The organism is Roseovarius faecimaris (genome assembly GCF_009762325.1).
GTDB classification, from domain to species: Bacteria; Pseudomonadota; Alphaproteobacteria; order Rhodobacterales; family Rhodobacteraceae; genus Roseovarius; species Roseovarius faecimaris.
Window position 1 is genome coordinate 975370 of sequence record NZ_CP034348.1, and the last position, 23026, is coordinate 998395.

General features: G+C 63.1%; 22 protein-coding genes and 1 riboswitch. Of the genes, 16 read left to right on the forward strand and 6 right to left on the reverse strand.

Annotated features, from left to right (window positions below):
- Nucleotides 1-1044, reverse strand: a complete 1044-nt coding sequence (locus tag EI983_RS05160) for an alkane 1-monooxygenase (RefSeq protein WP_157706329.1) — start codon at nt 1042-1044, stop codon at nt 1-3.
- A 151-nt stretch (nt 1045-1195) separates the two neighbouring features.
- On the opposite strand from EI983_RS05160, the gene EI983_RS05165 reads away from it, so the two are divergent.
- A complete protein-coding gene (locus tag EI983_RS05165; RefSeq protein ID WP_157706330.1) occupies nt 1196-2881 on the forward strand; it encodes an NAD(P)H-dependent oxidoreductase subunit E in 1686 nt (561 codons plus the stop codon).
- Nucleotides 2882-2892: 11 nt separating this feature from the next.
- Here the strand turns inward: EI983_RS05165 and EI983_RS05170 are convergent, their stop codons facing one another.
- A complete protein-coding gene (locus EI983_RS05170; protein ID WP_157706331.1) occupies nt 2893-3132 on the reverse strand; it encodes a hypothetical protein in 240 nt (79 codons plus the stop codon).
- Between the two features lie 115 nt (nt 3133-3247).
- On the opposite strand from EI983_RS05170, the gene EI983_RS05175 reads away from it, so the two are divergent.
- From EI983_RS05175 to metZ, 8 genes are all read left to right on the forward strand, one after another.
- Nucleotides 3248-3895, forward strand: coding sequence for a lysoplasmalogenase (locus EI983_RS05175; protein WP_157706332.1), 648 nt, complete (start codon nt 3248-3250; stop codon nt 3893-3895).
- Nucleotides 3896-4001: 106 nt separating this feature from the next.
- On the forward strand, nt 4002-5471 hold the full coding sequence (gene ftsY / locus EI983_RS05180; RefSeq protein ID WP_157706333.1) for a signal recognition particle-docking protein FtsY: 1470 nt from the start codon (nt 4002-4004) through the stop codon (nt 5469-5471).
- A complete protein-coding gene (locus tag EI983_RS05185; protein ID WP_157706334.1) occupies nt 5468-6337 on the forward strand; it encodes a hypothetical protein in 870 nt (289 codons plus the stop codon). The genes ftsY and EI983_RS05185 overlap by 4 nt, the downstream gene beginning before the upstream one ends.
- 124 nt (nt 6338-6461) lie before the next feature.
- Nucleotides 6462-6935, forward strand: coding sequence for a hypothetical protein (locus EI983_RS05190; RefSeq protein ID WP_157706335.1), 474 nt, complete (start codon nt 6462-6464; stop codon nt 6933-6935).
- Between the two features lie 34 nt (nt 6936-6969).
- Nucleotides 6970-7872, forward strand: coding sequence for an EamA family transporter (locus tag EI983_RS05195; protein WP_157706336.1), 903 nt, complete (start codon nt 6970-6972; stop codon nt 7870-7872).
- An 87-nt stretch (nt 7873-7959) separates the two neighbouring features.
- The gene (locus tag EI983_RS05200; protein WP_157706337.1) at nt 7960-8577 is read left to right on the forward strand and encodes an inner membrane-spanning protein YciB; all 618 of its coding nucleotides are present in this window, start codon (nt 7960-7962) and stop codon (nt 8575-8577) included.
- 88 nt (nt 8578-8665) lie between these two features.
- A complete protein-coding gene (locus EI983_RS05205) occupies nt 8666-9289 on the forward strand; it encodes a hypothetical protein (protein WP_157706338.1) in 624 nt (207 codons plus the stop codon).
- Nucleotides 9290-9343: 54 nt separating this feature from the next.
- Nucleotides 9344-9420: riboswitch (SAM riboswitch) on the forward strand.
- Nucleotides 9421-9479: 59 nt separating this feature from the next.
- Nucleotides 9480-10661 (forward strand): O-succinylhomoserine sulfhydrylase, encoded by a 1182-nt coding sequence (gene metZ, locus EI983_RS05210; protein ID WP_157706339.1) that lies wholly within the window; start codon nt 9480-9482, stop codon nt 10659-10661.
- A gap of 79 nt (nt 10662-10740) precedes the next feature.
- Here the strand turns inward: metZ and EI983_RS05215 are convergent, their stop codons facing one another.
- Nucleotides 10741-11985: a M24 family metallopeptidase gene (locus tag EI983_RS05215; protein WP_157706340.1), complete on the reverse strand. Its 1245-nt coding sequence runs from the start codon at nt 11983-11985 to the stop codon at nt 10741-10743.
- Entirely contained in the window at nt 11982-12770 is a 789-nt protein-coding gene (locus tag EI983_RS05220; protein ID WP_157706341.1) for a HalD/BesD family halogenase, read from the reverse strand. The genes EI983_RS05215 and EI983_RS05220 overlap by 4 nt, the downstream gene beginning before the upstream one ends.
- Nucleotides 12771-12785: 15 nt before the next feature.
- Between EI983_RS05220 and EI983_RS05225 the strand changes: the two genes are divergently transcribed.
- From EI983_RS05225 to EI983_RS05245, 5 genes are all read left to right on the forward strand, one after another.
- The gene (locus EI983_RS05225) at nt 12786-13733 is read left to right on the forward strand and encodes a LysR family transcriptional regulator (protein WP_246162386.1); all 948 of its coding nucleotides are present in this window, start codon (nt 12786-12788) and stop codon (nt 13731-13733) included.
- A gap of 100 nt (nt 13734-13833) precedes the next feature.
- Nucleotides 13834-14934: a GTP cyclohydrolase FolE2 gene (gene folE2 / locus EI983_RS05230; protein ID WP_157706343.1), complete on the forward strand. Its 1101-nt coding sequence runs from the start codon at nt 13834-13836 to the stop codon at nt 14932-14934.
- A 276-nt stretch (nt 14935-15210) separates the two neighbouring features.
- The gene (locus tag EI983_RS05235; RefSeq protein WP_198389379.1) at nt 15211-15873 is read left to right on the forward strand and encodes a hypothetical protein; all 663 of its coding nucleotides are present in this window, start codon (nt 15211-15213) and stop codon (nt 15871-15873) included.
- A gap of 77 nt (nt 15874-15950) precedes the next feature.
- The gene (locus EI983_RS05240; protein ID WP_157706345.1) at nt 15951-17399 is read left to right on the forward strand and encodes a TrkH family potassium uptake protein; all 1449 of its coding nucleotides are present in this window, start codon (nt 15951-15953) and stop codon (nt 17397-17399) included.
- The gene (locus EI983_RS05245; protein ID WP_246162295.1) at nt 17399-18976 is read left to right on the forward strand and encodes a 5-guanidino-2-oxopentanoate decarboxylase; all 1578 of its coding nucleotides are present in this window, start codon (nt 17399-17401) and stop codon (nt 18974-18976) included. Before EI983_RS05240 ends, EI983_RS05245 begins: the two co-directional genes overlap by 1 nt.
- Nucleotides 18977-19016: 40 nt before the next feature.
- Here EI983_RS05245 and EI983_RS05250 read toward each other — a convergent pair whose 3' ends face one another.
- Nucleotides 19017-20774, reverse strand: coding sequence for a serine protease (locus EI983_RS05250; protein ID WP_157708985.1), 1758 nt, complete (start codon nt 20772-20774; stop codon nt 19017-19019).
- 171 nt (nt 20775-20945) lie between these two features.
- Nucleotides 20946-21416, reverse strand: a complete 471-nt coding sequence (locus EI983_RS05255; protein ID WP_246162297.1) for a DM13 domain-containing protein — start codon at nt 21414-21416, stop codon at nt 20946-20948.
- Nucleotides 21417-21572: 156 nt separating this feature from the next.
- Between EI983_RS05255 and EI983_RS05260 the strand changes: the two genes are divergently transcribed.
- Both EI983_RS05260 and EI983_RS05265 read left to right on the forward strand, forming a co-directional pair.
- Nucleotides 21573-22502, forward strand: coding sequence for a glycine--tRNA ligase subunit alpha (locus EI983_RS05260; protein ID WP_157706347.1), 930 nt, complete (start codon nt 21573-21575; stop codon nt 22500-22502).
- Nucleotides 22502-23026, forward strand: a complete 525-nt coding sequence (locus EI983_RS05265) for a DUF6446 family protein (protein WP_157706348.1) — start codon at nt 22502-22504, stop codon at nt 23024-23026. Before EI983_RS05260 ends, EI983_RS05265 begins: the two co-directional genes overlap by 1 nt.

Here is a 23026-nt window from a genome sequence, read left to right on the forward strand (position 1 = left end):
TCACCATTCCGCCGCAGGCGAGGCCCCGCGCGCCGCCCATCTGGCACAATGCGGGTCCATGACGCGGCGCCACAGCGGCGGGAAAAGCGCCAGCGCCGCCATCGCAGGTAGTGAGTATGGCAGATAGGGCATATCCTCGGGCCGCAATTGCAGCGCCGGATAGGGCCGGGCCGGTGTGACGTGATGGTCCGAATGCCGCGGCGCGTTCAGTGTCATCGCCGCCGAGGCCCAATGCGGCGCGTTCCACGAATGCTGCGGGCCCACGGGTTCCAGCCTTCCATCCGCCTGCGTCGCGCGGCGAAGCCCGTAATGCTGCACGTAATCCGACAGCAGGATCTGAACCTGCGTGTAAAATCCGATGAACAGCAGCGCCACAAGCGCGGGCAGACCGCCCAGCCACGCCGCGCCGACCAGTATCGCCACCGCCCCGCCGCAATAAAGCAGATACGGGTGACGCAGAGCCCCGCCGCGCCCCGCGCGCAGCCGATTCTCCGCCGCCAGCCCCGCGCGGAAACTGCCTCTCCAGGCCCTTCGGGCAAAGCGGTAGAACCCCTCGCCCCAGCGCGCCGAGTTCGGGTCCGCGTTCGAGCCGACATGCACATGATGCACCCTGAGATGCGCGCTGGCATGGTGCCCGAACAGAACCGACGTATAGATCAGCCGCCCCAAAAGCCGCATATCCCGCGCAGGCCGATGGATCAGCTCATGCGCCACCGGGTGCGAAATCTGCCCGAAGATCAGCGCGCAAGTGATCGCCACCAAAAGCTTTTCCGGCAGGCTCAGGCCCGATGCGCCGGTCATTGCCCACAAGCTTGTCGCGAAGGCCAGGAAGTGCAGCCCCCCCAGCACCCGCAACAACCCGTCCGAGCCGGGAAACTCCGCCTCCGGGTCTGCGTTGCTTGCGGCGACAGGGCTCAGCCGGTCCATCAGGTAGACCAGCAGCGTGACATAGCCAAAGGCCAGCCCGCTCCAGGCTCCGCCCCACAGCGCCGCCGCGATCAACAGGGCGAAAGGCAGCAGGGTGGCGGTGGCAAACAGGGGCATGAGGCGGCGGTCTCGCTAGGGGCTCAGGCGCAGAATTAGAGGAATTTCCGGCCGTCGCCAACGCTTCCGGGAGGGCGGATGTCGTTTTTGACCTCGCGCGCGCGCCCGCATGGCGATACATCTTTGCGAAACCTCAATCAGGGAAGTGACCATGGCACTGGATGAGCGCAAGGGCGTATGGAAATCGGGCAAGGGCAAGGGGCGGCGCACCCCCAAGGGCCGTCAGCTGGAAGATCAGGCCTGGGCCGAGGTTCGGGCGCTTCTGGGCGAGCAGCCTCGCAACCGTGATCTGCTGATCGAATTCCTGCATCTCATCCAGGATGAATATGGCCACCTCTCCGCCGCGCATCTGCGCGCCCTGGCCGAAGAAATGCGCCTGAGCATGGCCGAAATCTATGAGGTCGCCACCTTCTACGCTCATTTCGACGTGGTGAAAGAGGGCGAGACACCGCCGCCCGCGCTGACCATCCGGGTCTGCGACAGCCTCGCCTGCGAACTGGCCGGCGCGCAACAGCTCAAGGCCGCGCTGGAGGACGGGCTGGACCCTTCGGAGGTACGCGTTCTGCGCGCGCCCTGCATGGGCCGCTGCGACACCGCCCCGGTGCTGGAACTGGGTCACAACCACATTGATCACGCCACGCCGGAAAAGGTGCAGGCTGCGATCGCCGCAGGCGACACACACGCACATATCCCGGAATATCAAGGCTTTGACGCCTATTCTTCATCTGGTGGCTATGCCAAGCTGCAAGAACTCCGCGAAAGCGGTGTTTTCGAGCAGGTGCAGGAAACGCTTCTCGAATCCGGTCTGCGTGGCCTGGGCGGCGCGGGCTTCCCCTCGGGCCGCAAATGGGGCTTCGTGCGGGCTGCCGAAGGGCCGCGCTATCTGGCCGTGAACGGCGACGAGGGCGAGCCCGGAACCTTCAAGGATCGCTTTTACCTTGAGCGCGAACCTCATGTTTTCCTTGAAGGAATGCTGATTGCCGCCTGGGCGGTTGAAGCTGAAAAATGCTTTATCTACATGCGCGACGAATATCCCGCTGTGCTGCATATCCTCGCCGATGAGATCGCGGCGCTGGAAGCGGCAGGGATCGTCGAGCCGGGCTATATCGACCTGCGGCGCGGGGCCGGTGCCTATATCTGCGGCGAAGAAAGCGCAATGATCGAATCGATCGAAGGCAAGCGCGGTCTGCCCCGCCACCGCCCGCCTTTCGTGGCCAATGTCGGCATTTTCGGCCGTCCCACGCTGGTGAACAACGTCGAAACGCTCTACTGGGTCACCCGCATTCTGCGCGAAGGCGGCGAGATCCTGTCCGGCGTCGAAAAGAACGGCCGCAAGGGTCTGCGCTCTTTCTCCGTCTCGGGCCGGGTGAAAAATCCGGGCGTGCATCTCTTGCCTGCCGGGTCGTCCATGCAGGACATCATCGACGCCTGCGGCGGGATGCTGGATGGCCACAGCTTCAAAGCCTATCAGCCGGGCGGACCTTCCGCCGGTCTGCTCCCGGCCTCCATGGCCGACATCCCGATGGATTTCGACGTGCTGCAACAGCACGGCACCTTCATCGGCTCAGCCGCCATCGTCGTTCTGTCGGATCACGACAGCGCCCGCGATGCCGCGCTCAACATGCTGCGGTTCTTTGAGGATGAAAGCTGTGGCCAGTGCACGCCATGCCGGGTGGGATGCGAAAAGGCGGTCAAGCTTATGCAGGCCGACAAATGGGACCAGCCGCTTCTGGAAGAGCTCTGCATCGCGATGGCCGATGCCTCGATCTGCGGTCTAGGCCAGGCGGCCCCCAACCCGATCCGCCTGACGATGAAGCATTTCCCGGATGAGGTTTGACGCCTAAGCGCTTACCTCGCCTTGAAAATCCGCTGCCAAAGCCGTCCGCCATAGCGCGGCATGAGCACCATATACGCGATCACCAGCGCGAAAAGCACGATCGCAGGCGCGCCGTTCAGTTCAAAACCGCCTTCGGTCGTGTCGCCGGTGACCAGCGCGATCAGATAGCCGAAGACGAAGAAGCTGCTGAACAGGTCGAGGATAAAGGCGGGGATCACGCGCCAGAGCGAGGGTTTGGGCGGTTCGGTCATGTCAAAATCCTGTACCGGTCAATGCCGCCAATCTATGCCGCACCTGCCGCCGCGTTAAGCTTTTTCCACGGCGCGCAGCGCTCTATCATGCGTCAGTCTTCGGGAGGACGCCACTTTGACCCTCATCCTTCTCGCCGCCCTGGCGGCGCTGATCTATCTGCTGGCTTTCTGCCACCGCCCGGCCAGTTGGCCGAAAACGGGGGTCAAGACCGTCTCCGTCGCCGCTTTGGCTCTGGTGGCGCTCATCGGCGGCGCGCCCTGGCTGCTTTGGCTGGCGCTGGCCCTTTGTGCGGTGGGCGATTACCTGCTTTCACGCGACAGTGAGGCGACATTCCTGGTCGGCGTCGGGGCGTTTGCCGCCGGGCACCTTGCCTATATCGCGCTGTTTCTCACCACCCTGGGCGCTGACGTCAGCCATATGAGCTCCGGCGTCTATCTTGTCGCAATCGCAGCGCTTTTTCTCTATGGGGCAGGTATGATGACCCTGCTTTACCGAAAAGCAGGCGCGTTGCGGTTCGCGGTCATGGGCTATGTCCCGATCATCCTTGGCATGGGCCTCGCGGCAATGGCGGTGCCGATACTTGGCCCGCTCGCCTGGGTGCTGCCCGCGGCCTGTCTCTTCATGCTCTCCGACAGCGTGCTGGCCGCCGAGCTTTTCCTTTTGCCCGACGGGCACCGGCTCAGACGCGTGACGCCCTTCGTGGTCTGGAGCACCTACTGGCTGGCGCAGCTTGGCTTCACCCTCGCCTATACGCCGCTCTAGCCTCGGTTTTCGCCCGAAGGCCGGTTCGCGGCGGGGCGATCATATCGTTGCCACTTTTCATCGCCGCCGGGGAGGGTTAACTGAAAGTAATCAGGAAAGGCCCGCGATGTCGTTTTTCAAGAAACTCAAGAACAAGCTGTTCAAATCCTCGTCGAAGATCGAGGAGGGGCTTGATGCGATTGTCGAGGATGGCGGCGAGGAAGAGATCGTCGAGGCAGGTGTGCAGCCTGATCCCGCGCCGGAACCGGAACCCGCGCCCGAGCCAGCGCCAGAGCCGGAACCCGCCCCTGCGCCAGAGCCAGCGCCAGAGCCGGAACCCGCCCCTGCGCCGGAGCCGGAACCTGAGCCCCATCCTGCACCGGAACCCGTGCCTGCACCCGAACCGGAACCCGTGCCTGCGCCCGAACCGGAACCCGTGCCTGCGCCCGAACCGGAGCCTGAACCCGAACCCGAACCGATCCCGTTCCCTCCGAAACCGCAGCCCGAGCCGGAGCCGGCCCCCGAGCCGGTCGAACTGCCCGACCCGCAGCCCGCGCCGCCCGAAATCCCGGTCTCGCCCAGCGAAATGCCCATACCCGCCCCGGTGGAAATGCCCGACGCCACGCCGCTGGAGCGCCCGGTCCTGCCGCCGGAGCCGACCACGGTCCCCACGCCCGTGGAGATCCCCGCGACCGAGGACAGGGCCGAAAAGCCCGGTTTCCTCGGGCGGCTCTTCAAACGGGGCGAGGCCCGCACCGTCACCCGCCGCGTGCTGGATGACGACATGGTCGAACAGCTCGAAGAGCTGCTGATCACCGCCGATATGGGTGTCGATACCGCCCTGCGCGTCACCGCCAACATGGCCGAGGGCCGCATGGGCAAGAAGCTCTCCACCCAGGAGATCAAAGAGCTGATGGCGTCCGAGATCGCCCGCATCATGGAGCCCGTTGCCCGCCCGATGCCGCTCTATCCGAAAAAGCCGCAGGTGGTGCTTGTCGTGGGTGTAAACGGCTCAGGCAAGACCACGACCATCGGCAAGCTCGCCAGCCAGTTCAAGGCGGCGGGCAAGCAGGTGGTGATCGCCGCAGGCGACACGTTCCGCGCCGCCGCCGTGGAACAGCTTCAGGTCTGGGGCGACCGCGCGGGCGTGCCCGTGCTCACCGCACCCGAAGGCTCGGACCCGGCCAGCCTTGCCTTTGACGCGATGGATCAGGCCGAACGCGATGGCGCGGACCTTTTGATGATCGACACGGCCGGGCGTCTGCAAAACCGTCAGGACCTGATGGAAGAACTGGCCAAGATCGTCCGCGTGATCCGCAAGAAGGACGAAAGCGCACCGCACAACACGCTTCTGGTGCTCGATGCCACTACCGGGCAGAACGCGCTCAGCCAGGTCGAGACGTTTCAAAAGCTTGCTGACGTGTCGGGCCTCGTGATGACCAAGCTCGACGGCACCGCCAAGGGCGGCGTGCTGGTGGCGCTGGCCGACAAGTTCGGTCTGCCCATCCATGCCATCGGCGTGGGCGAGCAGATCGACGATCTGGCCCCCTTCGACCCCGAGGAATTCGCCGCCGCCCTGACCGGGCTCGAGACGTGATCCGCGCCACTCTGCTGACCTGCCTGCTGGCGCTGCCCGCGCAGGTGCAGGCGCAGGCGATGACCCAAGAGCTCTGCCGCCTGGGCTGGGAGGCGCTCAACACCCTGATCGACGAAGACAAAGACATGATCGCCGCCGTGCCGGATGTCACGCCCGACGGTCTGTGCCGGATCGACACGTCCAACGCGCCGCTTCAGCAGAACGATTTCGAAAGCGTCGAATGGCAGGCCACGGGTGTCGCAGAGGCGGTGGCCGAACAGGGCATGCCGCTCAGCCTCACGGCCAGCTTCACCGGGATCGACCCGGTCTATGGGCTGAAACTGCCCCTGGATGAAGCATATGACGGCCCGCTGGGCACCATGCAGCTCGCCTTTTCGCGCGATGCCGTGACGCGCGATGCGGCTCTGCAGGACTGGACCACCGATTTCGGGCCGCTGGGCAGGATCAGTTTTCGCGCTCGGGGCGGCGGGATCGACCTTGGTTCGCTCAAGGCGATGCAGTTCACCTCAGGCGGGTTGCGGATTTATGAGCTTGCGATGGACCTGAGCACCACCGCGCCGCTCAGCAAGGCGCTTCTCGCCGATCTGCCGCAGGACACGGCCCTTGCGCTTGTCGATGGCCTGTCCGAAGGCGCGCTCAACCCCGAAAGCCGCGATGCGCTGCGCCTCTTCCTTCGGGCCGGGCCAGAGGCCGTGGGCCGCCTGACGCTCTCGGCGCACTCCGAGGCGGGCGTGGGGTTTCTGCAGATGGTGGGTGCCCTGCGGCCGATGGAAGAGGCGGGCCCGACCGCACCAGCCCTGAGCGAAGGGCTCGGTATCCTGCTGGACGGCGTCTCGCTTCGCGCCACCTGGACGCCTGAGACCTGATCAGAGGCTGACATCGCGCCCCCGCTGTCGCTTTTGGCCGCTTCACCTTGGCTACGGCCTGCGCTAGCCTGTTTCACGGGCCTCGCCCTGCTTGTCCGCAGGCCCCTTTGCAAAAGGTCTTGTCATGTCAAAACCGCGCTCCTCCGGCACGACGCTGACCACGGTCGCGGTGGCGGGGTTTGTCATCGTGACCGCCCTGCTTCTGATGCCGGGCTATTTTGAGAGATGGTCGGCCAAGCCCCCGGAAGACGCCGTGTTCTACGCCTCGCAGGCGGTCGAGCGCCGCACACGCGTCTTTCACGCCGATGGCACTTTCGGGCGTATCCCGGCAGGGGTCGGGTTCGGGCGGGTGCTGTCCTTCGAGTGCGGCACGTCACGCGAAGCCCGGCGGGAATTTGGCTGGCGCGGCGCGCGCGAGGTCCTCTTTGACTGCCCGATCCAATTCGAGGACATGGGCGGTCAAACTTACGCCTGGGTGTTCCGCCTGATCCCCGATACGGACCCGGCCGCCGACCCGTCGCCCGAAGGCTACCGGCCGATGCATATCGACGCCGAAGAAGCCCGCGATATCCTAACGGCGCGGGGCCTGATGCCGTGATGCTGTTCCGCATCCTGTCGGGAGAGGCTCCGGCGTGAGCGACTGGCTGATCTCCTTCGAAGGGACCGAGGCAGGCACCCATCTGGCGCTTGCGCTGGCGATTCTCGCGGCCGTCCTGCATGCGGTCTTTGGGGCGCTGCAAAAGGGGCGGCATGATCCCTGGCTGACGCGCGGGGCCATCGACGTCTGGCTCGTGGTGCTGGCCGCACCCTGCGCGCTTTTTCTGGTGCCCTTCCCCGAGCCGCATATGTGGCCCATCTTCGCCACCGCCGTGGGCATCCACGTCATCTATAAATGCCTTCAGGCCCAGGCCTATACCAAGGGGGCCTATACGGTCGTCTACCCGGTGGTGCGCGGCACAGGGCCGCTCTTTGCCGTGATCGGGGCCTATCTGATCTTCGACGAAAGCTTCACCGGGCTGCAATGGCTGGGCGTGGCGGTACTGCTGAGCGGGATTTTCGGCCTGGCCGCCTATAACCTCGTCTTTCTCACCTTCCAGCGTGACACGTTGCCCGCCGCGCTGGCGCTGGCGGTGGCCACCGGGCTTCTGGTCGCGCTTTACACGACCTTCGACGCCTATGGCATCCGCGCCACGGCCGATCCGTTCACCTTTCTGGCGTGGTTCTTCATGTTCGAAGGCATGACCATGCCCTGGATCGCTCTTGCACGCTGGCGGCGGATGGCCGACCCGCCGGCACCCGGTCCGCTGTTCCGGCGGGGGTTTTTCGGGGCCGTGGTGGCGCTGATGTCCTTCGGCTCGATCATGCTCGCCACCCGGCTCGACAAGGTGGGAGAGGCGGCGGTTCTGCGTGAAACCTCCGTCGTCTTCGCCGCCATCATCGGCGTCGTCTTCCTGCGCGAAACCGTCGGGCCACGCCGCATCGCTCTGATGATCCTGATTGCACTCGGGGCCGTGATCGTTGAAATGGGGGGCTGAGGGGCCAAATATGAATGATCTGTAAACTTTGTACAAAACACCCCCTCGGATTGTACAAAACGTACAAAATTTGAAGAAGGCTGCCCCATGTCTGAAAAGAACCTCCCCGGCTGGTTGAAACCCGCGCTTGAGCTGGGTCCGATCCTGGGCTTTTTCGTGGCCTATCTAATACTCAAGGACCGGATCTTTACCATCGGCGGAACGGAGTATGAGGGGTTCATCATCGTCACCGCGCTGTTCGTGCCGGTGCTTCTGGCGGCGATGGGCGTGTTGTGGTGGCTCACCGGGCATCTGTCGAAAATGCAGATTGTCACGGTGGTGATGGTGGTGGTCTTTGGCGGGCTGACGGTGTGGTTCAACGATGGCAGCTTCTTCAAGATGAAGCCGACGATTATCTACCTGATTTTCGGGGGTGTTCTGGGCTTCGGCCTTTTGCGCGGCACCTCCTATCTGCAGGCGCTGATGGACAGCATGCTGCCGCTGACAGATGAGGGCTGGATGATCCTGACGCGCCGTTTAACCATGTTTTTCATAGGCTTGGCGGTGCTCAACGAACTCATCTGGCGCACCCAGACCGAAACGATGTGGGTCTATTTCAAGACCTTCGGCCTCACTGCGGCGATCTTCGTTTTCTTCATGACCCAGGGGCGGCTTTTCGAAGCGCACAGCACCGAAGACAAGGACGCCACCGACACATCCGACTGAACGCCGGTTTCGCGGAATTCCCTTAACAGCGCCCGGCTTTGGCCGCATTTGCCGCTTATGCAGGGCGCAGCAGTAAAAGGGTGTGACGATGAAAAAGCCGACTTCCCGCGTTCTGGACATGTGCATGTCCATTCCGCCGATCAAACCGCAGAACCTGCTGCCGGTCCTGATCATGCTGGGGCTCTGGATTCTCCTGCGCAGCCAGGGCGCAGGCGAGGATGCCGCCTTTGTCGTCTCCGTCGTCTCGGCCCAGGCCTATCTCGTCTGGCGCAACCTGCCGCTTGCCAAGGCCAATCTCGACACCGTCGGCAGCCCGCCCCGGACCTTGCTCTACGGGATCGTCGGGGTCACCTTCGCGATTGCGCTCCTGCAGCTTGGGCTTGGTAGTCCCTTGTTTACACAACGGGTTTTGACCGTACTCTGCGTGTTCTTCCTGGTGGTGATGGTGCTGGGCATCCTGCGCGAACGCGATGTGATGCAACGGATCGAAACCGCCATGCCCAAGGAGGGCGGGTATTCGGCCCCGGTCAGCCTGCTGCGCATCAACGCGGTAATGGCGGCACTTATCATCGCCATGAACGAATGGCTGATCTTCTTCGAAAGCCCGCCGGTGTGGATCACCGTGATGCCGCTTTTCATGCTGGTGCTGCATGGGGTCTACTGGTTCATGGTCCTTGCCGCGCTCCCCGAAAACGGGAACGAACCGGCCTGAGCGCCAAAATTCCCCCAGAGCGGTGTTGACCTGCATCCTTGCGGGGGGTAATCACTGAACCACAGTGGCGATTTGTTACCGGATTGCGGGCCACTTTAAAGATGCTGCTAAAAGGTCAGGATGAAAGAGCCCTTTCGCTTGACCGCGACGGGGCTTTTTCATTGGGGGCGCGGCCCCCGGGAGGACGGATATGTCACAGGATTGGAACACACGCACGCGGCTGGTGCATGAAGGCACGCGCCGCAGCCAGTATAACGAGGTGTGCGAGGCGATCTTTCTCACTCAGGGCTTTGTTTATGAGAGCGCCGAGGCCGCCGAGGCACGGTTCATCGAAAGCGGACCGGACGAGTTCATTTATGCACGCTATGGTAACCCGACCGTGGCCATGTTCGAACGGCGGATCGCCGCCCTGGAAGGGGCCGAAGATGCCTTTGCCACCGCCTCGGGCATGGCGGCGGTGAACGGCGCTCTGCTCTCCATGCTCAAGGCGGGCGATCACGTGGTCGCGGCGCGCGCGCTGTTCGGATCATGCCTCTACATTCTTGAGGAGATTCTGCCGCGCTACGGGGTCGAAGTCACCTTTGTCGACGGCACCGACCTGGATCAATGGGCGGCGGCGCTGCGCCCGGACACAACACTTGTTTTTTTCGAAACCATCGCCAACCCGACGCTGGAAGTCATTGATGTCAATGCCGTTTCGGCGCTTGCGCGCGGGGTCGGGGCGAAGGTGGTGGTGGATAATGTCTTTGCCACGCCGGTGTTTTCCCGTGCCGTCGAGCAGGGCGTCGATGTGGTGATCTATTCGGCCACCAAGCATATCGACGGGCAGGGGCGTGCGCTGGGCGGTGTGATCCTGGGCAGCCGGGACTATATCCGCAAAACCGTTGAGCCCTTCATGAAGCACACCGGCGGCTCGATGTCGCCTTTCACGGCCTGGGTGATGCTCAAGGGGTTGGAGACGATCGATTTGCGCGTGCGGGCGCAGGCCGCCTCCGCGCTGGCCATCGCCGAGGCGTTGCAGGATGAGGCGGCGCTGGCCCGCGTGGTCTATCCCGGTCACGAGAGCCATCCGCAGCACGCGCTGGTCAAGCGGCAGATGGGGCAGGGCGGCACGGTGGTGGCGCTGGAACTGGCAGGCGGGAAAGAGGCGGCGTTCCGTTTTCTCAACGCGTTGGAAATCATACTGATTTCCAACAATCTGGGCGATGCCAAGTCGATCATCACGCATCCCGCAACCACGACCCATCAGCGCCTGACCGATGCGCAGCGCGATGTTTTGGGGATCTCCCCGGGTCTGCTTCGGCTGAGCGTTGGGATCGAGGACACGTCCGATCTGATCAAGGATCTGAAACAGGCGCTGGCGGCGGTTTAAGGAGGCGTCATTTTCCGCACGGAAAATGAACCAGAAAATGCGCATTTTCTGGTCCGGAATTTGCGCAAATTCCGGGGTCTCACATCTCCCAGGGGAAACTGTCCAGCCGCTCACAGCCCTCGTCTGTGATCAGAACCTGCGTTTCCAGCTTGATGCTCTCGCTGCCCTCTTCGGCGATCAGGCTTTCGACGCAGAGCACCATCCCTGCCTCGATCTGCCCGCCATGGGAGTGCTCGAAATCCGGGTGCAGCAGGACCACTGGCCATTCATCCGCCATGCCGACCCCGTGCAGGGCCAGTGAATAGCGATAGTCCACATGCTGCGGCGGGATGCGCCAGCTTTTGGCGTTGAACTCGGCAAAGCTGAGCCCGGGGCGCAGCAGGGCCATGTTATGTTCGATCTGGGCGCGCGCGGTCTCATAGAGCCGCGTTTGCGTTTCGGTCATTGGCGCACCGCCACAGGTCCAGCTGCGCGACAGATCGGCGCAATAGCCATAGGGGCCGATCATGTCGGTATCAAACGAGATCATCTCGCCCAGCTGGCAGACGCGGTCCGAACATTCGCGATACCACGGGTTCGTGTTCGGCCCGCAGGTCAGCAGTTTGGTTTCCAGCCACTCACCGCCCGAGCGGGCGTTTTCGAAATGCAGATGCGCCCAGAGCTCGCGCTCGGTCACGCCGGGCTGGGAATGCTGGTAGATGCGCGCCATCCCGGCCTCGCACACGCGGATGGTCCAGCGCATCAGGGCAATCTCATCCTCGGATTTGATCGCCCGGGCCAGCTCGGCCACCTTGCCGCCATCGACCACCTGCACCCCGCGCTCGGCCAGTGCAAACGCCCCCGCAGGCTCCATCCGGTCCACGGCAAGGCGCATATTGCCGCCGCCATGGGTGCGCAGCTCGGCGGCGATCTCGTCGGCCCAGCGGGCAAGATCCTCTTCGGCCTTCTCGCCGCGGTTCATGAACATCCAGCCGATGGAGCTGCGCCGCTCGTCAATCCCCGGCAATCCGTCATTCAGATGCTCGCACCCCTTGAACTCGAACATGATGCCGGGGCCGCCGCTCAGGATCAGCGCGTAACGTAACGGGTTGTGCGCGGTCCAGATGCTCATGTTCACGCTGTCAAACGCGTAGCGGATATTGACCGGGTCATAGAGCAGGAGCCCCGCCACGTCTTGTCGCGCCATTTCCTCGCGCAGGCGGCGCAGGCGATATGCGCGGGCACGATCCAGCACGTCGGGGGGGAGCGGGGATTTCAGCGGTTTGTCCGCCCCTTCGGCGTTCAGATAGGTGAGCTTGCGGTCGTCCTGAAAGACCGTTGTCATGAGGCGCGCCCGTAAAACCCGATGCGCTCGGCCTCCGAAAACTGCACGCCGGGCCGATCATAGTATGAAAAGACGGCGATCACGCGGTCCCTTTTTCCCTGTACCTTGGTGACGCGATGCGGCGTGTTTTTGCCTTTGAAGACATTGAGCGTGCCGGGGCTGAGTGTCAGTATCCGCGCCTCCGGGTCCTCTCCGCGCAAAAGCCGTGCGACGCCGTCATAGTTCGGATCCTCCTCACTGCGCAGATCGGTGCGGTATTCGAAGGCACCGCCCGCCTCGGGCGCCTGCAAGAGCAGCGTCGTGGTAAACTCCGAGCGGTCGAAATGCCAGTTCAGAGTCTGCCCCTCGTGATAGGACATGACGTTGATCCGTGCCAAGGGGTCGGACATGGTGTGCAGGGCAGACCGGCCCATGGTGGCCGCGAGAAAACGGGTGAACTCGGGCCACTCATAGAGACGTGTGAGGGCCGACGCGCCGATCTGATCGGCGCAAAGCGTCTGGTTCGACGTGTGGGTGCGCCTCAGCGCCGGGTGGTCGTCCGGCAGCCCGTCGATATGATCGAGGAAATAGATATTGTGTTCGCGTTCATGGCGAAAGCTTTCGGTCGCGAATTTGGACGAAAGCCGCGCCACCTCTTGCGCAGCCACATCCGCGCGCATCAGCCCGTGCAGGTTGAACATGCCCTCCCGGGCCAGATCGGCCTGGCATTGGTTGACCAGATCGCTCCAGCCCACACTGTCCGGCCGGTCCAGCGGATAACGCTCCAGATCAAGAATGTCGCGCATGATGTGTCTCACTCAATGCCGTGGTGTCGCGACCGAGATTGTCAGGTTTTTCTTGTCGCGCCAGAGGAAAAACGCTTATGCAGCGAAAGAAAAACTTGGGGAACGACCAATTTGCGCCTGCCACCTCTGAATGCTTTGCGTGCATTTGAATGCGCTGCGCGCACCGGGTCATTTACCCTTGCGGCCAAAGAGCTTGGGGTGAGCTCGGCAGCGGTCAGCCAGCATGTGCGCAATCTGGAGGCCTATCTCGACCGAAAGTTGTTTTTGCGCAATAACAACCAATTGCAGCTGACCGATGCGGGCCGTGATCTCTACATGAACGCCGCCGCGTCATTGCGGGATATCTCTCAGTTTACCGAGCGCTTGCTCGCTCCGCGCGGGCCAGCGGCACTGGTGATCTCGTGTGACGCGTCACTGGCTGACCGCTGGTTGCCGCCGCTGCTTGCCAAATATCATGCCGCTCCCGTTGAGCTGAGGATCGAAGACCGTCCGGAAGAGATGGAAAGCCAGAATATTGATATTCGCCTTGGCTATGGGGTGGATGGCTATGCGGGGTACTGGACGAAAGAGCTGTTTCACGATCGTCTTGTGCCGTTGGCGGCTCCCGCGCTCGCCACGCGCTGGCAAAGCGGAGAGGCTGGCCTGCGTCTGATCCAGATGGATTGGGGCCCCAGCTTTTCGCAGGTTCCGGGCTGGTCCGACTGGATGGGCGGGGCTGTCGACAATCACGCGATCCTGCGCGCCTCGACCGGGGCACAGGTTTTGCGGCTCGCGGAAGCCGGGGCCGGGGTGGCCCTTGGACAACTCACTTTGGCAAGGGAGGCGCTGTCAGAGGGGCGCCTTCTCCGTCTTTCGGAGAACAGCCTGCCGCTGCCTGCACCGTATTTTGCGATTGTCGCCCATGCACGGCTGCGTGCCTCGCGTATTCAGGCCTTCCTTGCGATGTTAACTGAGCAAGACTGATCCGTCCGGTCGCTTTTCGCGTATATCTTAGCGTGATTGGCAATTATGGCCCTGTGTTCCTATCTATGATAGGTGCTGGCCCAACATGGTGGATTGGTCAATGAATATACATACGCCCGATATTGCGCAGCTCCCGGATCGGGAGGACGCCGAAGAGGCGCTCAACGTGCTGCGCCAATGGGCCAAATCCGCAACACCCGAAGAGGTGGCCGATCTTGACCCGTCGGTCACGCGGCTGATCCCCGGATTTGAAGTGTCCAACTATCCGGCTCTGGCGCGCGCCTACCCGGAGGATTTCAAGGTGGATGACACCTACAAAGCCTCCATGCCCGACCTGCAGAATGGTCCCAGCTCGCTGATCCGTGGCGCCAAGCAGGATTTGCAGCATGTCGGTATTTCCAATTTCCGCCTGCCGATCAGCTATCACACCCGTGACAATGGCGATCTGACGCTGGAGACCTCGGTGACCGGTACGGTCAGCCTGGAGGCCGGCAAGAAGGGTATCAACATGTCGCGCATCATGCGCAGCTTCTACAAACATGCCGAGAAGACCTTCAGCTTCGAGGTGATTGAGGCCGCACTTGACGATTACATCACCGATCTCGACAGCTTTGACGCTCGTATCCAGATGCGGCTGTCCTACCCGGCCAAGGTGAAATCCCTGCGTTCGGGGCTGGAAGGGTATCAGTATTACGATATTGCCCTTGAGCTTGTCGAAAAGGACGGGGTGCGCCGCAAGTTCATGCATCTCGACTATGTCTATTCGTCGACCTGCCCGTGTTCTCTGGAACTCAGCGAACATGCCCGCCAGTCGCGCGGGCAGCTTGCCACGCCGCATTCGCAGCGCTCGGTTGCGCGGATTTCGGTCGAAGTGCTGTGCGGCGATTGCCTGTGGTTCGAAGACCTGATCGACATGGCGCGCGACGCCGTGCCGACCGAAACCCAGGTGATGGTCAAACGCGAGGACGAGCAGGCCTTTGCCGAACTGAACGCCGCCAATCCGATCTTTGTCGAAGACGCCGCGCGGCTTTTCTGCGAGCAGCTTTTGCGGGACGAGCGGATCGGCGATTTCCGCGTGGTGGCCAGCCATCAGGAGAGCCTGCACAGCCATGACGCGGTCAGCATCCTGACCCATGGGGATCTGTTCACGGCGGATAGCCTCGACCCCAAGCTTTTCAGCACGTTGTTTCACGTCGGGTGATGACATCCTGAGCGGCAAACCCCGGCGCATTTCGGGAAACATCGGACGGGCAGATTTTGCCGAAATTTCAGGGAAGGCTCAGATAGTGCGGGCTTTCGCGCCTGACAGCGCCTGAAACAAAACTCGAAATGCCTCAAAAAGCGGCATGTCCCTGCCGATTTGCCGCATCAGACCCATGCTCTTGTCAAAACCGGTTTTCTGCACCTGCAAAATGGTGTATGCAGTTGCGGAAACGCCAGTTAAGGGGCCTTTCGGGGCCGAAACGAGGATATGTTCATGGATTTAGTTTCCGCTCAACTCAAACTCTCTGCGGTCGGATTTCGGGCGGCAGGGCTGGTTATCGAAAACAACCTGCGGGCGGCGCAATATTTTGGTCAGGCCGCGTGGGAAGCGAACCCGTTTTTCATCGCGCATCGCGTGAAAGAGACGGCTGCCAAGCCCTCCAAGCCTGCCGCCGCAAAGGCCAAGGCCGCGACCAAGGCCAAGGCGAAAAGGGTTGCAGTGGCGCCTGCAGCTAAACCTGCTCAGGCAAAGGTTGCAAAACCTGCTCAGGCGGCCAAGCCCAAACCGGCAGCGAAGAAGGCTGCGCCCGCGGCGAAGAAAGCAAAGCCCGCCGCCGCCAAACCGGCACCGGCGAAACCTGCGGCCAAAGCCGCGGTTGCTGCGCCTGCGAAGGCGGCAAGCCCGGCGAAATCCGTCAAGACGGCGAAGAAAGCGGCCCCTGCCAAGTCGGCTGTGAAAAAAGCGGCTGCGAAGGCCGCGACCCAGCCTGTTGTTGCCAAGGCGGCCGCCGCCAAACCCGCCGTAAAGCCTGCTGCCGCCCCTGCGCCCGAGAAGTCGACTGCGGCGGCCGAGGCCAAGACACCGCGCAAGCCGCGCCAGCCGTCGCTGCCCCCGGCCATGCCGGAGGCCGTCAGCGCCGAGGTGAAGAGCAACTGAGCACACCTATGTCCCGGGTGGCCGACACCCGGGATCGTGCTTGACTTAACCGTGGCGCAGGGACAAGGCTGCGCCGCATGATCGACCTTCGGCCAGTGGGATATGTGGTGGGATTGATGGTGATGGCGCTGGGCCTCGCCATGATCCTGCCCCTGCTTGTGGATATTGCCGAAGGGCTCGGGCACTGGCCCGTTTTCGCCGAAAGCGCCATTCTCACGATCCTGATCGGCGGTCTTGTGGCGCTGACATGCAAGAACGGCGTGCGCGAGGGCCTGACGATCCAGCAAACCTTTCTGCTGACCACGGGTGTGTGGGTGATCCTACCGGTCTTTGGCGCGTTGCCGTTCGTGCTGGGCGAAACCGATCTGCGCTTTGTCGATGCGTTTTTCGAGGCCATGTCGGGGCTGACAACCACCGGCTCCACTGTGCTGAGCGGGCTTGAAGGCTTACCCAAGGGGATCCTCCTGTGGCGCGGGGTGCTGCAATGGCTGGGCGGGGTCGGGATCATCGTTGTCGCGATGGTGTTCCTGCCCGAACTCAGGGTGGGCGGCATGCAGATTTTCCGTACAGAGGGCTTTGATACCTTTGGAAAAATCCTGCCGCGCGCAACCGAGATTTCAAGCCGGATCTCGGTGATCTATCTGGCACTGACGCTGAGCTGTGTCGCCTGCTACATGATGTCGGGCATGAACGCGTTCGACGCCACCGTGCACGCCATGACCACCGTCGCTACCGGCGGGTTTGCCAATTATGACGCCTCTTTCGGGGCGTTCGGGGCGGCGACGGAATATGTGGCAGTGGCCTTCATGATGCTGGCCGCCTTGCCCTTCGTGCGCTTTGTGCAGATGACGGCGGGCACGGCAAAGCCATTGCTGACCGATCCACAGGTGCGCGGGTTTTTCATTACGGCGACGGTTCTGGTCGTGGTGCTGACGCTCTGGCAGCTGGGGATTCAGGAGGGGTTCAGCGAGCAGAGCTTCCGCAAGGTGCTGTTCAACACTGTCTCGATCCTCACCGGCACCGGCTATGCCAGCGCCGATTACATGCAGTGGGGCAGTTTCCCCGTGGCCTTCTTTTTCTTTGTCGGCCTGATCGGCGGCTGTGCCGGATCGACCGCCTGTTCGATCAAGATCTTCCGCTACCAGTTGCTGTTTGCATCGGTGAAGGTGCAGATGCGCCGGATTTTCACGCCGCACGGCGTCTTTGTACCGCGCTATCAGGGGAGGCGGGTGTCGGATGACGTACTCAACTCGGTGATGTCCTTCTTCGTCTTCTTCACCGTGACGCTGGGTGTGATCTCGGTGGCGCTCGGGCTGACGGGTCTGGATTTCGTCACCTCGATTTCCGGCGCGTCGGCGGCCCTCGCCAATATCGGGCCAGGCCTTGGCGAGATCATCGGTCCGGCAGGCAATTTCGCAACGCTCAATGACACGGCCAAATGGGTCCTGTCGGGGGCGATGCTCATCGGGCGGCTGGAGCTTCTGGCCGTCTACGCAATCTTTACTGTCAGTTTCTGGAGGGCATAATGGCCAGACGACCCCTTGGAGCCGAGATCAGCCATATGCTGAAATCGCGCGGCGTGGACGTGATTTTCGGGATCCCCGGTGTTCATAATCAGGAGATGTATCGCGGCATCGAAGAGGCCGGGATCACCCATGTTCTGGCCCGGCATGAGCAGGGCGCGGGGTTCATGGCCGATGGCTATGCGCGGGCGAGCGGAAAGCCCGGAGTGGCCTATGTGATTACCGGGCCGGGCCTGTGCAACATCATGACGCCGATGGGGCAGGCCTACTCGGATTCCGTGCCGGTCCTGGTGATCTCGTCCTGCCTTGATGAAACGGCGGCACGGCGCGGGCAGTTGCACCAGATGCTCGATCAGGAAGGGGCGGCGCGCACGGTCTGTGACTGGTCCTATGAGGCGCGCACCGCCGGGGCGGCCTATCAGCTTATCGACCGGGCGCTGGCCGAGTTCGCCGGAACGCGCCCCCGGACCAAGCATATCCAGGTGCCGATCCGGGCGCTGGAGGCAGAGGCCGAGCCTGCCCCTGCGGCGCCGGCCCCCGAGATGGCCCGCGCGGCACCGGAGGCGGCTGTGGCGCTGGTGGCTGACGCTCTGCGTGCAGCAGAGAAACCCCTGATCATCCTGGGTGGCGGGGCTGTGGCCGGGGCAGACGCCTGGGCAGAGCTTGCCCGGCGGATCGGAGCGGCGAGCTTCACCACCTATGCCGGCACCGGTATCATCCCCAAAAGCGACCGTCTGGCCTATGGCAGCTACCTGGCACGGCCCGACAGCCCGTCTGTGATCGGCGAGGCCGATCTGGTGCTGGCTGTGGGCACGGAATTGTCGGAGAATGACCTCTGGCGGGTGCTTCTGGGTCATCAGGGGCGGCTTATCCGGGTGGATATCGATCCGGAGCAGCTCAATTCGATGCCGGGCACCGACGATGGGGTGCTCTGCGACGCGGCGGCGCTGGCCGAAGGGGTGCTGGCAGAGGACCTGACGGCGGTCAATTCGTGGTCGGCGAAAGATGTGGCGGCCACACGCGCCCGCTGGGAGGCCGAGACCGACGCGGAACGCCCCGGGATCGTGCCGCTGGCGCGGGCCTTGGAGGCGGTGCTCCCCGACGATACGATGATCTATTCGGACATGACGCAGTTTGCCTATGTGTCCAAGGAGGTGTGGACCATGCCGCGCCCCGGACATTGGCATCATCCCTGTGGGTTTGGCACACTTGGATATGCAATGCCCGCGGCGATCGGGGGCTGCATGGCGCGCAAGGGCCTGCCAACAATGGCCATCGCGGGCGATTACGGCTTCCAGTACACGCTGCAGGAGCTGGGCGCCGCCGTGGAACTGGGCCTGCCCCTGCCGATCATCCTGTGGGACAACGGCAAGCTGAAAGAGATCGAGGACAGTATGGTGCGTGCTCAGATTGCGCCCAATGCGGTGATTGCCCATAACCCCGACTTCTGCGCGCTTGCGCGGGCCTATGGCGCCCATGCCGAAGCGCCGGGGAGCATCGAAGAACTGCAATCGGCGGTTCTGGGCGCGTTCAAGGCGGACAAGCCGACGCTGATCTACGTGACACCGGAAACCGCCTGACAGCGGTAGGGTGCGTGCTTGCACGCACCTTCCTGTCAGATCAGTCCCAGCAGCTCACCAGCACGGTCATCTTGACCACTTCGCGGGTCAGTGCCTCGGCCGCCATTTGCGCGCTGTCGGTGGCGTCCGCCGTTGTGACGCCCGCCTGTTCCAGCACCGCGCGGACCGCATCGGCATCGGCGGCAAAGCTTACGCCTTCGGGCAATTGACGGCCATTCTGGGTATTGGGCAGGAGCATGCCCAGCACCGCACCGCCGGCATCCACAACCGGACCACCCGCGTCGCCTTCCAATGTGGAAAGGGCGAGACGTTTCATTTCGGTCTCGCCGTTCAGCCCCTTCACATCCGCGAGGCGGCCAAAGGTCAGCGTGGGCGCGCCCAGAACGCCGCCATAGGAATAGCCGGCAACGGCCACATCGGATTGCAGGCGCGGCGGGGCGCTCTGAAAGGTGGCGACAGCCATCGGGGCAAGCCGCTCCGACGGGCGCAGCACCGCGATGCCAAGCGCCGGGTCGCTGGCGGCAAGTTCGGCGTCATAGACATCTTCGATGGTGATCTTGCGGCACCCCTGCACGGCTTCGGCGGTGGTCACGACAACGCCCGACCGGTCCACGAAAAAGCCCGAGCGTGACATCCTGGGTTTGCGGATCTCAAGCCCGGCCACAAGATCGATGCTTTGTTCGGTCTCTGCGCCCGCGGCAGGGTCGAGCACACCGTCGAGCCGTTGAAAGCTTTCCTGCATTTCGCCCAAAATCCGGGTGCGACGTTCCTCGTCGCCTGCGGGCCAGACCAGCGTGAACCCCTTGATCTCGCCATTCTTGAGCCAGGCCTGGGTGTGGGAAATACTGAACGCCCCTTCGCCGATCAGGGTGAAGGCATCGGATTTGAGCGTGCGCGGACCGCTGTCGGGGACGATCTCAAGTGTCTGCATGATATCGTAGAGGCCGCCGAGGGTGTTGCTGTCGCCCTCCTGGCTGATCAGCAGCACCTTGGCGTCGATATCGCCGGTGGCCGAATAATGCACGAAAGGCGGGCTGAGCTTTTCGAAGGCCACCACGCCGAGCGGCAGTTTCATTTCGATCCCGGCATTGCTGTCCTGAACCAGTTTCAGGCCCATCCCGTCAAGCACCGCATTATACTGGCGCAGAAGCTCGGCGCGTTGCAGCGTTGTCAGGATGCCGGTGGCTTCGAACCCGTTAGCGGTCTGCCAGGCGGACATGGAATTCCGCGTGCCCCGGCCAAAGGCGGCGTCGATGGCGCCCTCGTAGAACCCGGCCCACTTGAGCGCGACCTGCAGATCGGCGCGCTCTTCCCGGCTAAGGTCCCGCTCACTGGCGCGGGCCTCGCGCGGGGTTTCATCCGCGGGCTCCGGCTCTGCGATCACGGTCTCGACGACAGATTCGGAAGGCTCGTTTTCGGTTTCGTTGGTCGCGGTTTCTTCGACGCCGATACTCAGCGCGGGCGCCGTGAGCAGGTTGGTCCCCACGGGCCAGAACTGCTGCTGATAGTCGGAGCTCACGGCGATATAGCTGTCACGCGGGATCAGCCGCTCGGCCCGGTAAGCGGCAAGGATCTGTTGCGCCCGTTCCGGCGTGTAGGGGCCAAGCGCGATGGCATACCAGCCGGCGCCGATGGAGAAGCCGTTGACGTCCTGGAGGTTGGTCGCGTACTGGCGAATGCTCTGCTCGGCGCGCGCAAGGCTTGGCTGCGCTTCGATCTGAACCCAGGAATTCTGCTGCGCCTGGGCAGCGGAGGTGGCCAGGATAATGGCGAAAAGAAAACCAAGAATGCGATACATCGTAAAATCTGCCTGCTCATACACAGCCCCCGTGGCGGGGCGTCACTGCTTTTTATCAAATCTGTGACGAGGTGCATCCGAAAATTGCAGGTTTTGACTGGAATCTTGGGCCAGTCCGGGGCTGCCGCGCCGGATCAGCCCCGGTTCAGGAGGCACTTGGCACGGCCGCAGTCAGCGATATTCGGCGGCGGCGATGAACTCGCCAAAGGCTTCACACCAGATCAGCACGGTGGTGTAGCGGTCCAGGTCCACATCGGGGGGCAGATCGACAATGAACCCATGGAACGTCTCGACCTTGCCAACCATCCGTGAGGCCGACATCAGCGGGGTGAACGCATCCTCGTCGTCCACGAACTCGGGCACGAGGTACAGCCGGTAATCGGGACCGGGGGCCAGACGCCCGGTATGGACGATCTGGGTTGCGGTCAGGCTCACCGTGCCCTCGCCCCAATGCAGCGCGTCATTGCCGGGCAGGCCGGTTGCGAACTCGGCGGTGAACACTGCGGCCTTGGCCGACTGGTCCAGCATCGCCTGATCCGGCGAAGGTGGGGCCGTCAGGATCGGCAATGTATACACACCAATGGCAAAGCCCGCGACAAGGGCAATCAGATGCGTGACCACGCGCAGGGCAAGACGTTTCAACTCGGGCTCTCCTGACAGACTGAGCGGCGGCATTCCGCGCCCACGCAAAAGCTTAGGCGGACAAGGGCGCGCGTCAACCGGGTAGGGCGTTGACCCCGCCAGAGTCGCGCCGTAGGTAGGGGCGAAATCCGCCCCGATCCCATGGACGAGGACCACATGGCACAGAGCAAAAGCAAACCGCGCAGCTTTCAGGAGATCATCCTGCGTTTGCAAGCCTATTGGGCAGAGCGCGGCTGTGCCATCCTGCAGCCCTATGACATGGAGGTGGGGGCAGGGACGTTTCACCCCGCCACAACGCTGCGCAGCCTGGGCAGCACCCCCTGGGCCGCGGCCTATGTGCAGCCCTCGCGGCGGCCGACCGACGGGCGCTATGGCGAGAACCCGAACCGGTTGCAGCATTACTATCAGTATCAGGTGCTGATCAAACCCAGCCCGCCCGATCTGCAATCGCTCTATCTGGGCAGTCTTGAGGCGATTGGCATCGACATGGCCCTGCATGACATCCGCTTTGTCGAGGATGACTGGGAAAGCCCCACCCTGGGCGCCTGGGGGCTGGGCTGGGAGGTCTGGTGCGACGGGATGGAAGTGAGCCAGTTCACCTATTTCCAGCAGGTCGGCGGGCATGATTGCCGCCCCGTCTCGGGCGAGCTGACCTATGGGCTGGAGCGGCTGGCGATGTATGTGCTGGGCATTGATCATGTGATGGAGATGCCCTTCAACGACCCGGGCGCGCCCATCCCGCTCAGCTATGGTGATGTGTTTCGCCAGACGGAAGAGGAATACAGCCGCTTCAACTTCGATGTGGCCGATACCGAGGTGCTGCTGCGTCACTTTGAAGAGGCCGAGGCCGAGTGCCACGCAATCCTGAGTGCCGAGGCCGATGACCCCAAGACCGGCAAGCGGATCATTATGGCGCATCCGGCCTATGACCAGTGCATCAAGGCCAGCCATATCTTCAACCTGCTGGATGCGCGCGGGGTGATCTCGGTCACCGAGCGGCAGGCCTATATCGGGCGGGTGCGGGCGCTGGCCAAGGCCTGCGCCGATGCGTTTGTGCAGACCGAAGCCGGAGGCTGTGCCGCGTAATGGGCAAATTTCTGGGGGCTGTGATCTTGGTATCCGCATTGCTGGCCGGTGTGGCCATGTATTACCTGCAGGTCTACCATTTCTATGAAGAGGTGGAGGCCGACGGCGAAACCGATGTGATGCTTGTAAGCCTGAGTTCGGGCGCGCCCGAGCCGGTGCTCTATGACGGCTTCCGCGCGATTGACGCCAGCAGCTCTCCGATCCGCTATCGCGCCTGTTTCACCACGACGATGAGCCTTGCGATGCTGACGGAAACCTATGAGATTTACGAGGCTGCCGAGCCGCTGGTCGCGCCGGGCTGGTTCGACTGTTTCGACGCCGAGGCGATTGGCGCTGATCTCGAAGCCGGCCGGGCGCTGGCCTTTCTGGGGCAGCGGGACATTCAATATGGCATCGACCGGATCGTGGCCATTACCGAAGACGGGCGCGGCTTTGCCTGGCAGCAGATCAACCGCTGCGGCGAAGTGGTGTTTGACGGGAATGCCGCGCCGGACGATTGCCCTGAGCCGCCGCAAGGAGACTGA

Bases quoted from the DNA above. Each gene is read 5' to 3' on its own strand.
- EI983_RS05160 (WP_157706329.1), bottom strand. From the start codon at position 1,044: ATGCCCCTGTTTGCCACCGCCACCCTGCTGCCTTTCGCCCTGTTGATC.
- EI983_RS05165 (WP_157706330.1), top strand. From the start codon at position 1,196: ATGGCACTGGATGAGCGCAAGGGCGTATGGAAATCGGGCAAGGGCAAG.
- EI983_RS05170 (WP_157706331.1), bottom strand. From the start codon at position 3,132: ATGACCGAACCGCCCAAACCCTCGCTCTGGCGCGTGATCCCCGCCTTT.
- ftsY (WP_157706333.1), top strand. From the start codon at position 4,002: ATGTCGTTTTTCAAGAAACTCAAGAACAAGCTGTTCAAATCCTCGTCG.
- EI983_RS05190 (WP_157706335.1), top strand. From the start codon at position 6,462: ATGTCAAAACCGCGCTCCTCCGGCACGACGCTGACCACGGTCGCGGTG.
- EI983_RS05200 (WP_157706337.1), top strand. From the start codon at position 7,960: ATGTCTGAAAAGAACCTCCCCGGCTGGTTGAAACCCGCGCTTGAGCTG.
- EI983_RS05205 (WP_157706338.1), top strand. From the start codon at position 8,666: ATGAAAAAGCCGACTTCCCGCGTTCTGGACATGTGCATGTCCATTCCG.
- metZ (WP_157706339.1), top strand. From the start codon at position 9,480: ATGTCACAGGATTGGAACACACGCACGCGGCTGGTGCATGAAGGCACG.
- EI983_RS05215 (WP_157706340.1), bottom strand. From the start codon at position 11,985: ATGACAACGGTCTTTCAGGACGACCGCAAGCTCACCTATCTGAACGCC.
- EI983_RS05220 (WP_157706341.1), bottom strand. From the start codon at position 12,770: ATGCGCGACATTCTTGATCTGGAGCGTTATCCGCTGGACCGGCCGGAC.
- EI983_RS05225 (WP_246162386.1), top strand. From the start codon at position 12,786: ATGCCGTGGTGTCGCGACCGAGATTGTCAGGTTTTTCTTGTCGCGCCA.
- folE2 (WP_157706343.1), top strand. From the start codon at position 13,834: ATGAATATACATACGCCCGATATTGCGCAGCTCCCGGATCGGGAGGAC.
- EI983_RS05235 (WP_198389379.1), top strand. From the start codon at position 15,211: ATGGATTTAGTTTCCGCTCAACTCAAACTCTCTGCGGTCGGATTTCGG.
- EI983_RS05240 (WP_157706345.1), top strand. From the start codon at position 15,951: ATGATCGACCTTCGGCCAGTGGGATATGTGGTGGGATTGATGGTGATG.
- EI983_RS05245 (WP_246162295.1), top strand. From the start codon at position 17,399: ATGGCCAGACGACCCCTTGGAGCCGAGATCAGCCATATGCTGAAATCG.
- EI983_RS05250 (WP_157708985.1), bottom strand. From the start codon at position 20,774: ATGTATCGCATTCTTGGTTTTCTTTTCGCCATTATCCTGGCCACCTCC.
- EI983_RS05260 (WP_157706347.1), top strand. From the start codon at position 21,573: ATGGCACAGAGCAAAAGCAAACCGCGCAGCTTTCAGGAGATCATCCTG.
- EI983_RS05265 (WP_157706348.1), top strand. From the start codon at position 22,502: ATGGGCAAATTTCTGGGGGCTGTGATCTTGGTATCCGCATTGCTGGCC.